Source organism: Rathayibacter sp. AC182, assembly GCF_979253875.1.
The window spans coordinates 1,487,246-1,501,252 of record NZ_CEEDEK010000005.1 but is presented as its reverse complement, the minus strand read 5'-3'; the positions used below and the strand labels follow the sequence as shown (position 1 = coordinate 1,501,252).

Below are 14,007 nucleotides of genomic sequence, written 5' to 3'. Positions count from 1 at the left end.
TTTCGATCGGGGGCGGAGGGACGCGATCAGGCGAGCAGGATCGGACCGTTGTCGAGGAGCCGGGTGGATCCGACGATCGCGGCGACCAGCACGAGGGCCGGGCCGCGATGGTCGTCGTCGACCGGCAGGAGCGTCGCCGGGTTCACGACGACGAGGTAGTCCAGCTTAACCAGCGACTCGCCCATCGCCGCGGACTGCGCGGCCGCGATCACGGCGTCGATCCCTCGGTCGGCCGCCGACGCGGCGGCTTCGAGGACGTGCGGGATCGTGCGGGCCGCTCGGCGCTCGCGGGCGTCGAGGTAGCGGTTGCGGCTCGAGAGCGCGAGGCCGTCCTCCTCGCGCACCGTCTCGACGGCCTCGATCGTGACCGGGACGTCGAGGTCGCGCACCATGCGGCGCACCAGGAACAGCTGCTGCGCGTCCTTCTGCCCGAAGAACGGCGATGTCGGGCTGCACGATGTGCAGGAGCTTCGCGACGACGGTGAGCATGCCGTCGAAGTGACCGGGGCGGGAGCGGCCCTCGTAGAGGGTGCCGACGTGCCCGGCGACGACTCGGGTGGAGGAGGGGCCGTCGGGGTACATCTCGGCGACGGTCGGGGCGAACACGACGTCCACGCCCTCGGCCTCCAGCAGCTCGGTGTCGGCGGCGAGGTCGCGCGGGTAGCGGTCGAGGTCCTCGGTGGGGCCGAACTGCAGCGGATTGACGAAGATCGAGACCACGACGAGGTCGGCGCTCCGCGCGCCGCGTCGACGAGGGCGAGGTGCCCCTCGTGCAGCGCTCCCATGGTGGGGACCAGGGCGATGCGGGATCCGGCGCGCCGCGCTCGGCCAGCCGCTCGCGGAGGGCGTCGACGCGTTCGATGGTGCTGATCACCCGGACGATGCTGCCGGCGGCGCCCGGGCGGTACTCCCGGGCGACGGGGGCCTGGAGACCGCCCCTCCGGGGCTGCTCGATCGGCACGAAGGGGCGGCTCTCGGCCGGCGGCGCGGCGCAGGGCGTCGTCGACGGAGGAGCGCACGAGGCTCGAGAGGAAGAAGCCCGGCTTCTCGACGCCGATGCCCGCGAGCAGGCCCGCCGCCTGATCGACGATGGCGCTCGGAGAAGGTGGTGGCGGTCGAGACGGCCTCCGCGTAGGCGGCGCGGTCGGCCTCGGCCACGGTGACGGGCTCGCCGCCCATCTCGACGACGAGCGCCTGCGCGATCGGGAGCACGGGTCCGGGGGCCGTGACCGCGAAGTAGGTCTCGGCGAGGCGGGCGAGGTCCAGGCTCGTGCCGCTGAACGCCATCGCGGGGTGCACGGCGAGCGGGATCGCCCCTCCTGCGAGTGCGGGAGCGAGCACGCCGTAGCCGTGCTCGGGCGCCGTGTGCAGCACCAGCTGCCCGGGCTGCCAGACGCCCGCCGCGGCGAGCCCCGCCACCAGCGCGCCCAGCTCGTCCCCCGGCACGGCGAGCACCACGAGCTCGCTGCGCTCGACGAGGTCCGGGATCGCGAGGATCGGGGCGCCCGGGAGCAGCGCGTCGGCGCGCTCGCGGCCGGTCTCGCTCGTGGTGGCGACTCCGGTGATCGCGTGGCCGGCGTTCGCGAGCGCCGCTCCGAGCACGGGTCCGACGCGGCCGGCTCCGATCACTCCGACGCCGAGGCGGCCGTCACGGCGGGTGTCAGGCATGGGGCTCCCCCTCCGGAGCGGGCCAGGGCGAGGGCGCCGGCCAGGGGTGCGGATGCGGATGCGGCGCGGCGCCCCCACAGGTGGCTCCCGTCGCGCTCGGCGGCGGACGCCCGCCCGGGAGAGCCTCTCGAAGAAGGCCAGGGCGTCGGCGGCGCCCATCACCGGGATCGTCGCGGTGACGGGACCGGCGACGGTGTGCACGTGCGCCGACGAGACTTCGAGCAGGCGCTGGAGCGGACCCTGCTGCACGCCGATGCTCTGCATCCGGGCGAGCGGGACCACCACGACGTGCCGCCACACCGCTCCGCTGCGCAGGACCGCCACGTCCTCGGTCAGGCGGTAGCCGGTGCGGCGCCACGAGGGACGGAGCCAGGCGGCCGCACGGGGCGCGCTCGTGAAGCCGGCCGCGTCGCGCTGCCGCAGCGCATCGCCGACGGGGGTCGCCTCCGCTCCCTCCGCCGCCCCCGGCAGCAGCAGGCCGAGCACCTTCTCGACGTCGCGCAGATCGCCCACCGGCAGGATCGTCGTGTTCGGCTCGCCGTTGGCCCCTGGGACGCCGCGTGGCCGGCCCGGTCGATCCTGACCTGCCACCAGCCGAACGGGCGCCAGAGCAGCGGCTGGGCGATCTCGACCGCGTGGATGCGGCCCGGCGGGAGCGTGTCGCTGCTGGTCGAGAAGACGCCGTAGCCCACGCGCACCCCGTCGGCGGTGCCCGAGATCGAGTACCGCAGGGAGCGCACGAACTTGCGGATGTAGTAGCTGCCGGAGCCGATCAGGCCCGGCAGGATCGCGAACAGGACGACGGGAGTGCCCTGGACGGCCACGAGGACCACCGCGACGATCGCCGCGGCGAGGAACAGCGTGAATCCGCTGAAGACGAGCGAGCCCAGCAGTCGCCCGGGTGGGATCGTCACCACGGACTCGGGAGGCGTGCCGTCGTCCGCCTCGCCGAACTCCTCGATCCTGCGGGCGAGGAAGCCGCCGGCAGGCACGGCGCCGGCACCTCCGCCTCGCGCTCGCGGACCCCGGAGGCCAGGCGGAGGATGTCGCGCCGGAGGGCGTCGACCGAGGCGGGAGCCGAGATACGAGAGCTGCACGTTGGCGTCCTGGCCGGCGACGCCGACCTCGAGCTTCGCGGCGCCGACGAGCCGCGCGACGAGCGGACGCTGCACCGCGATGCCCTGGATGCGGTCCAGGCGCGCGCGGCGGTTCGTCCGGAACAGCACGCCCGAGCGCACCTCCACCACCTCGTCGGTGATGCGGAAGGTGTGCATGCGCCACGAGAGCCAGAAGGCGAGCACGGCGACGGCGAGTCCGACCGCGACCGCCAGCAGCGCCCAGCCGATGAGCCCGCGGTCCACCAGCTGGTCGACGGGGTCCCCGCTCTCGTAGCCGCCGGGCGCGGGCAGGAAGAACTCGACGAGGCGCTCGCGCAGATTCGTGATCAGGATGCCCAGGACGACGAGCAGTCCGATGCCGCCCTTGAGGACGGGGGTCGCCGGATGCAGGCGGTGCCACTCGCCGTCGGCGAGGTCGGTCTCGATGCCGCGGACGTGTTCCTCGGCGGCGCCGCTCACTGGTCCGGCCCGGCGCGACTCGGCCAGCGCGACGAGGCGGTCGCGCAGCTCCTCCGCCTCGGCTTCGACGAGGCCGGGGATGCTCACGCCGGTCGCGGCGGCCGCGGTCACGAAGCGCAGATCGGCGAGGCCGAGCGCCCGGGCGAGCAGGCCCCGGTTGACGTCGATGAGCTGCATCCGGCCGTAGGGCACCGAGACGAAGCGCTGGAACATGATGCCGCGGCGGAAGAGCAGGTCGTCGGCGCGCAGCAGGTAGCCGTAGGAGCGGGCCCGGCGCGGAGCGACGATCAGGAGGGTCACGGCGAGCACGGCGGCGGCCACGAGCGCGATCCAGGCCCAGCCGACTCTCGATCAGCAGCAGCACCACAGGGGCGATCAGCAGCACGACGCTCGAGACGATCGCCTGCACGAACTCGACGGCGACGTACTTCGGCGAGACGCGCCGCCACTCCCCCGTCACCTCGAGCCGGGTGCCGGGAGCGCTCGGGGCGACGGGCGCAGAGCGGACCCCGCTGCGCCTCCTGCTCGCGCCCGGCCTCGCGGCGCGACAGCGGCTGCGGCTGCGGCTCGGATCCGTGCCGCGGCTCGGGCGGGAGCGTCGACGGACGGCCGGGGCTCGGGCGCCGGTTGGGGGCGCGACTCGTCCGTCATGCTCGGGTACTCCTGTCGGCGGCGGGCCCGGAGCCGGCGTCAGGCGTGGTTCGCCTCGCCGACTACTGCGTCGTCGTCGTCATCGCTCGGCGGGATGGTGCAGAGGTGCTCGGCGACCAGTCCGGCCACCAGCAGGACGATCGATCCCGCGATCGTGGCGACGTCCTGCCACACGGAGCCATAGCGAAGGCACCACCGCGCGGCTCAGCAGGTAGAGCAGGATCCCGCCGGAGGCTCCGAGCAGCAGCGCGCCGACCAGGCTCGAGGCCTTGGCGAGCACGACGACCCGCATCGCGCGGAACGGGTCGATGCGCCGCCGCAGCGTCCCCTTCGTGGCGCGGTGAATCGGGATCGCGAAGCCGAGCACCAGCGCGGCCACGACGACCAGCGTCAGCGGCACCGTCAGCGGCGGCACGAGAACGGCGCGGCCGGAGGAGGCGATGGCGAGGTCGAGGAGGAAGCCGACCACGGCGCCGGCGAGGCCCAGGCCGAGCAGGGTGCTGGAGTCGGGTGCGCTTCACGGAGTGCTGCTCTCGGTGTCGGACGTGCCGGGGGCGGTGCTCGTCGGTGCGCCCGGGGGCGGGCGTCCCGCCACGCTATCGCCTCCGGCCAGGGGCTGACCGGGTCGGTCGCGCGGGCGCGGAGGAGGGCGACCGGACCGTGCCCCGGCAGGACGGCGTCGGGCTCGACGTCGAGCCACGGCTCGAGCACGAACGCGCGCTCGGCGGCGCGGGGGTGCGGCAGCGTGAGGTGCGCGTCGTCGCGGACGACCGCTCCGACGGCGATCAGGTCGATGTCGAGCGTGCGGTCCCCCCAGCGCTCCTCGCCCTCGCCCTCGGATCCGACCGCCGGCGCGCTCGATCGCCGAGGTCGCCGCGAGCAGGTCCTCGGGATCGAGGGTCGTCGATCCGGTGGCGACCGCGTTGAGGTAGCCGGGGGCGTCCGGATCGACGCCGTCGAGCTTCCAGGCGGGCGTCTCGACGACCTTCGACACGGCGTGCAGGCGCAGACCCGGAGTGGTGGCGAGTGCGCGCACCGCCTCCTCCAGGTGGGCGAGGCGGTCGCCGAGGTTGCTGCCGAGCGCGAGCACGACGCGGCGCTTGGGGCGGATCCGCTCCTGCCGGGGCCTCACGAGCGCGCCCTCGTGATCTGCACGGCGACGTCGTCGAAGGGCAGCGGGATGGGGGCGTCGGGCTTGTGCACCGTGATGCGGACGACGTCGGCCGCGGCGAAGCCGAGCGCGACGGCGGCCAGGCGCTCGGCGACGGTCTCGATGAGGTCGACCGGGTCGCGGGTGACCGCATCCGCCAGCGCGATCGCGAGCTCGCCGTAGTGCACGGTCTCGGCCAGGGCGTCGGCGCCCGCCGCAGGGGCGACGTCGAGCCACACGGTCGCGTCGATGACGAAGTCCTGGCCGTTCTCGCGCTCGAAGTCGAAGACGCCGTGGTGCGCGCGCACGCGCAGGCCCGTCAGCGTGATCGAGTCGCGGAGGGCGAGGGAGGCGGGGTCGACGGCGGTCACGGGAGCTCCTCGTGCAGGCGGGCGGAGAGCGCCAGGGCGCGGGCGCTGGAGCGGACGTCGTGCACGCGGACTCCCCAGGCGCCGCGATCGGCCGCGATCAGGCTGAGCATCGCGGTCACGTCGTCCCGCTCGGCGGCCGGGGCGTCGACGGGGCGAACGGGGCGAGGAAGCGCTTGCGGGAGTGCCCGACGAGCACCGGGAACCCGAGCGAGACGATCGCGTCGAGGCGGGCGAGCAGCGCCCCAGTCGTGCCCGCCGTTCTTCGCGGAAGCCGAGGCCCGGGTCCAGGATCAGGCGGTCGTCGCGGATCCCGGCCTCCCGCGCCGCGTCGATCCGGCGCTCGAGCTCGCCCCGCACCTCGCCGACGACGTCGGAGTAGGACGCGAGGGAGTTCATGTCGGCACTGTGGCCGCGCCAGTGCATGGCGATGTAGACCGCGCCGGCGCTCGGCGACGAGCGGCAGCATCGCCGGGTCGGCGAGTCCGCCCGAGACGTCGTTCACGACGAGCGCTCCCGCGTCGAGAGCGGCCTCGGCCGTGGACGCGCTCATCGTGTCGATGCTGACCTGCACCCCCTCCGTCGCGAGCGCGCGGACCACGGGCAGCACGCGCGCCTGCTCGGCGTCGGCGTCGACCCGCGCCGCCCCAGGGCGGGGTGGACTCGCCGCCGACGTCGACGTAGGTCGGCGCCGAAGGAGGCGGGGCCCTCGCCGCTGGAGCGGGTCATGCCGATGCCGTGGCGCACGGCGTCGTCGACGGAGAACCAGCGACCGCCGTCGCTGAAGGAGTCGGGGGTGACGTTCAGGATCCCGAGGAGGGCGGCGCGATCGGGCGGCGCGAGATCCGCAGCGGAGGGAGGCACGTCACTCCCCTCGCGCGGCGCCGATCAGCGCGATGATCTCGGCACGGGCGGCGGGCTGGGCGAGGGAGCCGCGGGCGGCGACCGTGACGGTGGAGCTGCGGGTCTGGCGCGGGCCGCGCATCCGCACGCACCCGTGCTCGGCGTCGACGACGACGACGACGCCCTCGGGAGCGAGTCCCGTCTGGATCACGTCGGCGATCTGCTCCGTGAGCCGCTCCTGCAGCTGCAGCCGCGAGGCGACGGTCTCGACGACGCGCGGCAGTCGGCCGAGGCCGACGACGCGCTCACCCGCGCGGTAGGCGATGTGCGCCACCCCGAGGAACGGCAGCAGGTGGTGCTCGCAGACGGAGCGGAACGCGAGATCGCGGACGATCACGGTCTGCCCGTCGGGGTGCACCGTCGCGTCGCCCTCGACGACCGCGAAGGTCTCGTCGAGGTGCGCGGCCGGATCGAGGTCGCTCTCGCCGAAGAACTCCTCGTAGGCCTCGGCGAAGCGCCGGGGGTGGAGGCGAGCCCCTCGCGGCCCGGGTCGTCCCCGATGGCCGCGAGGAGCTCGACGACGGCCGCCTCGATGCGCGCCTTGTCGACGGGCATCGGAGGCTACGCCGTCGCGGGACGCGGGTTGATCAGCGGCGGGCGCTGCGGTGCGGTCTCCTCGGTGCCGGCGGAGGTGACTCCGCCGTCGGTGGCACCCGCGTCGATCGGCGCCTTGGCGGCGGGGATCGCGATGGGCGGGAGATCGGACAGCGGACGCTTGTCGCTCGAGAGCCACTGCGGGCGCTCGTCGATGCGGCGCACGTCCTTGAAGATGTCGGCCAGCTGGTCGTGGTCGAGCGTCTCCTTCTCGAGCAGGTCCGCGGCGAGGCGGTCGAGGATGTCGCGGTTGGCGTTGATGACCTGCCACGCCTCGTCGTGCGCCTGCTCGATCAGCTGCCGCGTCTCGGCGTCGACCCGCTCGGCGATCTGCTCGGAGTAGTCGCGCTGGTGGCCCATGTCGCGGCCGAGGAACATCTCGCCCGAGGACTGGCCGAGCTTGACGGCTCCGACGTTCGAGGACATGCCGTACTCGGTGACCATCTTGCGGGCGATCGCGGTCGCCTTCTCGATGTCGTTCGAGGCCCCGGTGGTGGGGTCGTGGAAGACGATCTCCTCGGCGACGCGGCCGCCCATGGCGTAGGTCAGCTGGTCGAGCAGCTCGTTGCGGGTGGTGGAGTACTTGTCCTCGAGCGGCAGGACCATCGTGTAGCCGAGGGCGCGGCCGCGCGGCAGGATCGTCACCTTGGTGACGGGGTCGGTGTGGCGCATCGCGGCGGCGGCGAGGGCGTGGCCGCCCTCGTGGTACGCCGTGATCAGCTTCTCCTTGTCGCGCATGACGCGGGTGCGGCGCTGCGGGCCGGCGATGACGCGGTCGATCGCCTCGTCGAGCGCGCGGTTGTCGATCAGCTGCGCGTTGGAGCGGGCGGTGAGCAGCGCGGCCTCGTTGAGGACGTTCGCCAGGTCGGCACCGGTGAAGCCGGGCGTCTTTCGGGCGACGACCTCGAGGTCGACCCCCTCGGCCAGCGGCTTGCCGCGGCCGTGCACCTCGAGGATGCGCTTGCGGCCGAGCAGGTCGGGGGCGTCGACGCCGATCTGGCGATCGAAGCGGCCCGGGCGCAGCAGCGCCGGGTCGAGGATGTCGGGGCGGTTCGTCGCCGCGATCAGGATGACGTTGGTCTTGACGTCGAAGCCGTCCATCTCGACGAGGAGCTGGTTCAGCGTCTGCTCGCGCTCGTCGTGACCGCCGCCCATTCCGGCGCCGCGGTGTCGGCCGACGGCGTCGATCTCGTCGACGAAGATGATCGCCGGCGAGTTCTCCTTCGCCTGCTGGAACAGGTCGCGCACGCGGCTCGCGCCGACGCCGACGAACATCTCGACGAAGTCGGAGCCCGAGATGGAGTAGAAGGGCACTCCCGCCTCACCCGCGACGGCGCGGGCGAGCAGGGTCTTGCCGGTGCCGGGAGGGCCGTACAGCAGCACGCCCTTCGGGATCCGCGCGCCGACCGCCTGGAACTTGGCCGGCTCCTTGAGGAACTCCTTGATCTCGTGCAGCTCCTCGATCGCCTCGTCGGCGCCGGCGACGTCCTGGAACGTGACCTTCGGGGACTCCTTCGAGACCAGCTTCGCCTTCGACTTGCCGAACTGCATGACGCGGTTGCCGCCGCCCTGCATGCCCGAGAGCATCAGCCAGAAGAACGCGCCGATCAGGAGGATCGGGAGCAGGAAGCCGAGCGCCGACAGGAACCAGTTGGTCTGCGGCACCTCGTCGTCGTAGCCGTCCGACGGGTCGGCGGACGTGACCGCCTCGATGACCTCGGGTCCGCGCGGAGCCACGTAGTAGAACTGCACCTGGGTGCCGTTGTCGCCGTCGGCCTGCGAGAGCGTGAGATCCACGCGCTGCTCCCCGTCGACGATCTTCGCCGACTCGACCTGGCCGTCCTGCAGGAGCTGGAGGCCCTCCTGCGTGCTGATCTGCCGGAATCCGGACATCGTGATCAGAGAGGATCCGATCCAGACCGCCACGATCGCGAGGACGACGTAGAGAATGGGACCCCGGAAGATGCGCTTGACGTTCATGAATGTTGCGGGTGGAGACCCGGCACCTTTCTGACGAAGAAATGTGAGTGTCAGGCTACCTCCCGCACTCTGGGCGCGTGCCGCGCGTTCGCCGTGGGCATGCGTCGTGCTGTCCGGCTCGGCCGGGCTGGCCGAGCAACGCTGGCACGCGTTCTCGGATCGCGGCCCTAGGGGGGCGGGGGCGGTCCGATGGAGGGGCTGTCCGATCTGCAGGGGATCCGGGACGGGCAGGACGGTGACGAGCGGAGGCAAGCACGTTCCCGGGTGGAGGGCCTGCAGATCGGTGCGTGCGGTGCCGGGTCAGGCGGACGGCGCAGGAGGCGGGCGGCCACCTCGGTGGCGAGGACGGCGCCGAGCTGGGCCGAGAGGGTGGCGGGCAGGGTCGGCGGGGCGTCCCAGCGGGGGCCGGCGAGCAGGACTCCGCGCCTCTCCCCGACCGCCAGAGGGCGTCGACGCTGCCCAGGACGAAGGAGCGCAGGCGCTCGGCGGTCGCGGGGCGACCCCCTCCGTCAGCGCGAGGTCGACGAGGTGGCGGTAGGCGATCCCTCCGAACAGGGCGCCGTCGCCCGTGCCCTGGTCGATCAGGACGCCGTCGGGGGCGAGGCGGTCGAGGAGGTCCTCGGCCGTGAGAGCCGCGTGGGCGACGAGTCGGACGTCCGGTCGCAGGCGGTGCAGGGCGAGCGCCGCGCCCATGTAGACGCCGTGGTTGTAGCTGAAGGCCCAGTCGTCGCGGGCGGAGCCCCTCGCGGCCGATGCCGTCGGCGACGAAGCCGGACTCGTCGTCGCGCAGCCGCACGTGCATCCAGTCGAACGCCGCGCGCGCGAGCACCTCCCGCCCATCGGGACGCAGCAGCTCGAGCCGAGCCCGAGGATCGCGAACGGCCCGTTCGCCGGGGCGTTCTTGTAGTCGAGCTGCCTGCGGCGCCAGGCGAAGGCTGGCGCCGTGGCGGAGGTTCCAGCCCTTCCGGACGGAGAAGCGCTAGAGCCGGTCCGCACGGTCCAGCCAGCGCGGCTCGCCCGTCGCGGCACCGAGACGCGCGAGAGCGCCTCCGAGCCACATCATGTCGTCGAAGTAGCCGTTCACCAGTCGGCCGCCGTTGCGGAGCCGGATCGCCCGGTGCACGCGGCGCGCCCGATCGAGGTGCGTCTCGTCTCCGGTGCGCTCGAAGGCGTCGACCGCCGCATCGATCGCGTGCGCCAGCCACCAGTAGTGGAACGGCGCGTCGGCGGCGACCGAGGTCGGATAGCTCGCGTGGTACCCGATCAGGGGCGCCCGGAACAGCAGGTCGAGACTGCGCTGCGACGTCCGCCCGCTGCTCGGGCGAGGTCGGGCCACTCGTAGACGTGGGGCGCGAGGATCGCGACATCGCGGAGGTTGCGGTAGCGCTCGGCGTAGTCGAGCCCGTAGCCGATGACGAAGTCGTTGGGGATGTCGAAGCCCACGTAGGCGACGTCGACCTCGACCTTGGCGGCGCGGGGCTTGCGGAACAGCGCGCAGATCTCGACCGACTCCGCTCCTCGGCTGCGCAGGTTGCCCTGCAGCCACGAGAGGGTGAAGGCCCGAGTCGATGATGTCCTCGACGATCAGGACCTTGCGGTCCGTGATGTCGGTGTCGAGGTCCTTCAGGATCCGCACGACGCCCGAGGACTTGGTGCTGCTGCCGTAGGAGGAGACGGCCATCCAGTCCATGACGATGTCGAGCTTGAGCTCGCGCGCCAGATCGGCCATGACCATGACCGCGCCGCGCAGGACGCCCACGATCAGCAGGTTCTCGCCCTGGTAGTCGCGCTCGATCGCGCGAGCCAGGTCGCGGATCCGCGCGTGGATCTCGGCCTCGGTGTAGAGGACCTCGGTGATGTCGTCGGCGATGTCGGCTGCTTCCACCTCGATCACTCTACGGCCGGTCCGCAAGAGGTCAGTGCGGTCGGGCCGGCGCGACCACGAGGTCCGAGCCCGAGCGGGTCGCGACGGACGCCGGGCAGGTCGACGCCCTTCTGTCCGTGCCAGTCGGTGACGAGGGCGGCGACGGCCAGCGTCTGCGCGCGCGAGAGCGCGACTCCGAACTCGTTCGAGACGACCAGGCGGATGATGCGCTGCCGCAGCGCGGGCGGATCGGCCGCCAGCCCTCGGGCGTCGACGGTCACGTGCCCCTCGTCGTTCTGGCCGACGAAGCTCGAGGGCCCAGTCGAGCGCCATCGCGTCGAGCGCGTCGCCGTCCTCGCGCAGCTGCTCGGCGGTGCGGGCGAGTGCCTCGGCGATGCCCGGACCGAGCTCGTCCTCGAGCACCGGCAGCACCGAGCGGCGGACGCGGACCCGGGAGTAGCGGAGGTCGTCGTTGTGGGGGTCGTCCCAGGGCTCGAGGCCGGCGTCGGCGCAGGCGGCGCGGGTGCTCGCGCGGCGGATCCCGAGCAGTGGCCGGCGCAGCGGTCCGCTCGCGGCCGCCATGCCGTGCAGGCTCGCGGCTCCGGCTCCGCGCGCGAGGCCCAGGAGGACCGTCTCGGCCTGGTCGTCGAGGGTGTGCGCGAGGAGGACGGCCGCGGCGCCCGTCGCCTCGACGGCATCGGCGAGGCGCGGTGGCGCGCGGTGCGGGCGGCCGCCTCCGGCCCGTCCTCGCCCTCCGGTACCGAGACGACCTCGACGAGGACGGGCGCGAGGCCCAGAGCGCGCGCCTGGTCGGCGGACCGGCGGGCGACGCCTGCTGAGCCCTCCTGCAGGCCGTGGTCGACGATCACGGCGCCGGCGCGGAGGCCCGCGCGGGGCGCCTCGAACGCGACGGCCGCGGCCAGCGCGAGCGAGTCCGCTCCTCCGCTCAGGGCGACGAGGACGAGCGAGTCGCGCTCGAGCCCGTCGAAGCCGGCGCGGACGGCCCGCCGGATGTCGGCGACGGCGGGGGTCAGACGGGGGCGATCGGGCACATCAAGTAACGTTAGGCCAGCGATCCGGCCTGCGAGCGCTGGGCCTGTGCGCACGCTCGGGGAGGCGGATCCGATCCGCCGATGCGCCGCCCGCGGCGCCACCGACCTCAAGCGAGCGAACATGGCCGCATACGACGTCGTCGTAGAGATCCCCAAGGGCAGCCGCAACAAGTACGAGGTCGACCACGAGACCGGTCGCGTGTACCTCGACCGGGTGCTCTTCACCTCCTTCGTCTACCCGACGGACTACGGCTACTTCGAGAACACCCTCGGCCTCGACGGCGACCCCGTCGACGCGCTGGTGCTGCTCGAGTACCCCGTCTTCCCGGGCGTGGGCGTCTCGGTGCGCCCCGTGGGCGTCCTCAACATGAGCGACGAGGCCGGTTCCGACGCCAAGGTGGTCGTGGTCCCCGCGAAGGACCCGCGCTGGCAGCACATCCAGGACATCGGCGACGTCCCGGAGCAGACGAAGAACGAGATCAAGCACTTCTTCGAGCGCTACAAGGACCTGGAGCCCGGCAAGTGGGTCAAGGTCGAGGCGTGGGGCGACGCGGCCGAGGCCGAGCAGATCGTCCAGGACGGCATCAAGAAGCTGGCCGAAGAGGGTCACTGACCCCTCGCGAATGACGAGAACCCGCTCCCTCCGAGTCCAGCGGCTGCTGGATCGCCGGTGGGGGCGGGTTCTTCGCGTTGCGGGACCGAGCCGGCGCCCCAGGAGGCCGGGCGGCCGACCATGCCGGTCGGGGTGCCCCAGATGGAGTGGATGCGCACCGGCGCGTTGGGGTTCGGCGCCTCGATGATCTGGCCGTTCCCGAGGAAGATGGCGACGTGGTAGTAGTCGCCGGCTCCGCCCCAGAAGATCAGGTCGCCGCGCTGGCGCTCGCTGTAGGGGACGAGCTTGCCGTCCGCCGCCATGGTGTTGTACTGGTTCGTCGCCGAGTGGGTGCCGATGTAGCGACCCGCGGAGGCGTAGGACTGCTTTGTCAGTCCCGAGCAGTCCCAGACGTCCGGACCCATGCCGCCGAGCAGGTACCGCTCGCCGAGCTGCGCGGACGCGTACGCGATCGCGGTCTCGACCTCGCTGGTGTTCGGCTGGCCGACCGGAGCGGGCGCGGGGGCCGGTGCCGGGGCGGGCGCAGGAGCGGGGGCCGGTGCCGCGGGAGCGGGAGCCGGCGCCGGAGCCTGGACGGGAGGCGCGGGCTGCGGCGCGGCGGGGACGGGCTGCGGCGCAGCGGGAGCCGGCTGCGGAGCCGCGGGAGCGGGGGCCGGAGCCGCGGGAGCGGCCGGTCGCGGCGCTGCGGGCTGGGGCGCCGCCGGGGCGGGAGCCGCGGGACGGGGACGGAGCGCCTGCCGGCTGCGAGCCCTGCTCCTGCGAGGTCTCCTCGGCGTCGGCCTGAGCCTGAGGCCGCTGCGGCGGCCGCCGCAGCCGCAGCCCTGCGCTCCAGCTCGCCCGCGAGGAACGCGGTCTCGACCTCGACGGTGGAGTCCTTCAGCAGCGCGAGCTGGGCGATGAGCTCGGACGACTTCGCCTCCTGCGCGGCGAGGGCCGACTGCGCCGAGCGCGCGGCGTCGTCGGCGATCGCGCGGGCGCGGTCGGCCTCGTCCGAGAGCGCCCGGTGCTCGTCGACCGCGACGTCGGCCTGCGCGGCGAGGGACTCGGCGTTCTGCTTGTCGCCGAGGGCGTCGGCGTAGACCTTCTGCGACTGCTCCGTCAGCTGCGACATCGCCCCGAGCTGGTAGAGCAGGTCTCCCGCGTTCTCTCCGCTCGCGACGAGGCTCATCGAGAGGTCGCCTCCGGCGGCCTTGGACAGGTGCGCGGCGAGCAGGCCCGCGCGCATCCGGGAGGTCTGTGCCTTGGCGGAGGCCTCGGCGGCGCGGTCCTCGAGGTCGGTGACGGCCTGCGCGGCGGCGGCGAGGGCGTCCGACGCCTGACGCCAGGTCTCGGCCCCGCGCATCGCCTCGACCGAGGCCTCGTCGACCGCGCTCTGCAGCCCGGCGACCAGACCGGTGATCGAGTCGATCTCGGCCTGCTTCGCCGCCTCGTCGAGCTTCGCGTTCTGCACGTCGTCCCACGAGGGGTACTGCGGATCGTCCGCCGAGGCGGGGTGAGTCCGAAGGACGCGGTGATCGCGGTCACGGCGAAGGCCGCGGACACCGCGAGCGGCAGCCGGCCCTTCCAGGCCCGCTCGCGCGGCGCCGG

The 14,007-nt window shown here is 73.5% G+C and carries 14 protein-coding genes and 7 pseudogenes; 1 reads left to right on the top strand and 20 read right to left on the bottom strand.

Features of this window, described 5'->3' with window-relative positions; translation table 11 throughout:
* Positions 1-26: 26 nt before the first annotated feature.
* From panC to tilS, 18 genes and pseudogenes are all read right to left on the bottom strand, one after another.
* Positions 27-857 (bottom strand): annotated as a pseudogene (panC, locus tag AC0CII_RS19315) (pantoate--beta-alanine ligase); the annotation flags it as partial.
* 123 nt (positions 858-980) lie between these two features.
* A pseudogene (locus AC0CII_RS19310) lies at positions 981-1,668 on the bottom strand (Rossmann-like and DUF2520 domain-containing protein); the annotation flags it as partial.
* A gap of 183 nt (positions 1,669-1,851) precedes the next feature.
* Positions 1,852-1,968, bottom strand: a pseudogene (locus AC0CII_RS19305) (PH domain-containing protein); the annotation flags it as partial.
* A gap of 32 nt (positions 1,969-2,000) precedes the next feature.
* Positions 2,001-3,566 carry a PH domain-containing protein gene (locus AC0CII_RS19300; RefSeq protein ID WP_465230348.1) on the bottom strand — a complete coding sequence of 522 codons (1,566 nt, stop codon included), beginning with the start codon at positions 3,564-3,566 and terminating at the stop codon, positions 2,001-2,003.
* Positions 3,542-3,694 carry a hypothetical protein gene (locus tag AC0CII_RS19295; protein WP_465230347.1) on the bottom strand — a complete coding sequence of 51 codons (153 nt, stop codon included), beginning with the start codon at positions 3,692-3,694 and terminating at the stop codon, positions 3,542-3,544. Before AC0CII_RS19295 ends, AC0CII_RS19300 begins: the two co-directional genes overlap by 25 nt.
* A 281-nt stretch (positions 3,695-3,975) precedes the next feature.
* The gene (locus AC0CII_RS19290) at positions 3,976-4,365 is read right to left on the bottom strand and encodes a DUF3180 domain-containing protein (protein ID WP_465230346.1); all 390 of its coding nucleotides are present in this window, start codon (positions 4,363-4,365) and stop codon (positions 3,976-3,978) included.
* Positions 4,299-4,682 carry a hypothetical protein gene (locus AC0CII_RS19285; protein WP_465231016.1) on the bottom strand — a complete coding sequence of 128 codons (384 nt, stop codon included), beginning with the start codon at positions 4,680-4,682 and terminating at the stop codon, positions 4,299-4,301. The genes AC0CII_RS19290 and AC0CII_RS19285 overlap by 67 nt, the downstream gene beginning before the upstream one ends.
* A 109-nt stretch (positions 4,683-4,791) precedes the next feature.
* A pseudogene (locus tag AC0CII_RS19280) lies at positions 4,792-4,932 on the bottom strand (2-amino-4-hydroxy-6-hydroxymethyldihydropteridine diphosphokinase); the annotation flags it as partial.
* Positions 4,933-5,024: 92 nt separating this feature from the next.
* Positions 5,025-5,417 carry a dihydroneopterin aldolase gene (gene folB, locus AC0CII_RS19275; RefSeq protein WP_307786248.1) on the bottom strand — a complete coding sequence of 131 codons (393 nt, stop codon included), beginning with the start codon at positions 5,415-5,417 and terminating at the stop codon, positions 5,025-5,027.
* A complete protein-coding gene (locus tag AC0CII_RS19270; protein WP_465230345.1) occupies positions 5,414-5,536 on the bottom strand; it encodes a hypothetical protein in 123 nt (40 codons plus the stop codon). Before AC0CII_RS19270 ends, folB begins: the two co-directional genes overlap by 4 nt.
* A complete protein-coding gene (locus AC0CII_RS19265) occupies positions 5,533-6,015 on the bottom strand; it encodes a dihydropteroate synthase (RefSeq protein ID WP_465231015.1) in 483 nt (160 codons plus the stop codon). Before AC0CII_RS19265 ends, AC0CII_RS19270 begins: the two co-directional genes overlap by 4 nt.
* On the bottom strand, positions 5,964-6,278 hold the full coding sequence (locus AC0CII_RS19260; RefSeq protein WP_465230344.1) for a dihydropteroate synthase: 315 nt from the start codon (positions 6,276-6,278) through the stop codon (positions 5,964-5,966). Before AC0CII_RS19260 ends, AC0CII_RS19265 begins: the two co-directional genes overlap by 52 nt.
* A gap of 1 nt (position 6,279) precedes the next feature.
* A pseudogene (folE, locus tag AC0CII_RS19255) lies at positions 6,280-6,872 on the bottom strand (GTP cyclohydrolase I).
* A 6-nt stretch (positions 6,873-6,878) separates the two neighbouring features.
* Positions 6,879-8,891 carry an ATP-dependent zinc metalloprotease FtsH gene (gene ftsH / locus AC0CII_RS19250; protein WP_207407817.1) on the bottom strand — a complete coding sequence of 671 codons (2,013 nt, stop codon included), beginning with the start codon at positions 8,889-8,891 and terminating at the stop codon, positions 6,879-6,881.
* Between the two features lie 300 nt (positions 8,892-9,191).
* Positions 9,192-9,887 (bottom strand): hypothetical protein, encoded by a 696-nt coding sequence (locus tag AC0CII_RS19245; protein WP_465230343.1) that lies wholly within the window; start codon positions 9,885-9,887, stop codon positions 9,192-9,194.
* Complete coding sequence (locus AC0CII_RS19240) at positions 9,871-10,227, bottom strand: hypothetical protein (RefSeq protein WP_465230342.1); 357 nt, start codon at positions 10,225-10,227, stop codon at positions 9,871-9,873. The genes AC0CII_RS19245 and AC0CII_RS19240 overlap by 17 nt, the downstream gene beginning before the upstream one ends.
* Positions 10,227-10,776: pseudogene (gene hpt / locus AC0CII_RS19235) on the bottom strand (hypoxanthine phosphoribosyltransferase); the annotation flags it as partial. The pseudogene hpt and the gene AC0CII_RS19240, both read right to left, overlap by 1 nt.
* Before the next feature lie 5 nt (positions 10,777-10,781).
* A pseudogene (gene tilS, locus AC0CII_RS19230) lies at positions 10,782-11,807 on the bottom strand (tRNA lysidine(34) synthetase TilS).
* Positions 11,808-11,928: 121 nt separating this feature from the next.
* On the opposite strand from tilS, the gene ppa reads away from it, so the two are divergent.
* Positions 11,929-12,420, top strand: a complete 492-nt coding sequence (gene ppa / locus AC0CII_RS19225) for an inorganic diphosphatase (protein ID WP_056868278.1) — start codon at positions 11,929-11,931, stop codon at positions 12,418-12,420.
* Here ppa and AC0CII_RS19220 read toward each other — a convergent pair.
* Both AC0CII_RS19220 and AC0CII_RS19215 read right to left on the bottom strand, forming a co-directional pair.
* A complete protein-coding gene (locus AC0CII_RS19220; RefSeq protein WP_465230341.1) occupies positions 12,414-12,824 on the bottom strand; it encodes a C40 family peptidase in 411 nt (136 codons plus the stop codon). The two genes, ppa and AC0CII_RS19220, sit on opposite strands and share 7 nt — an antisense overlap.
* Entirely contained in the window at positions 12,791-13,870 is a 1,080-nt protein-coding gene (locus AC0CII_RS19215; RefSeq protein WP_465230340.1) for a hypothetical protein, read from the bottom strand. The genes AC0CII_RS19220 and AC0CII_RS19215 overlap by 34 nt, the downstream gene beginning before the upstream one ends.
* Between the last annotated feature and the right edge of the window lie 137 nt (positions 13,871-14,007).

Coding starts and splice junctions, on each gene's coding strand:
- ftsH (WP_207407817.1), bottom strand. CDS start 8,891: ATGAACGTCAAGCGCATCTTCCGGGGTCCCATTCTCTACGTCGTCCTC.
- ppa (WP_056868278.1), top strand. CDS start 11,929: ATGGCCGCATACGACGTCGTCGTAGAGATCCCCAAGGGCAGCCGCAAC.
- AC0CII_RS19220 (WP_465230341.1), bottom strand. CDS start 12,824: ATGGGTCCGGACGTCTGGGACTGCTCGGGACTGACAAAGCAGTCCTAC.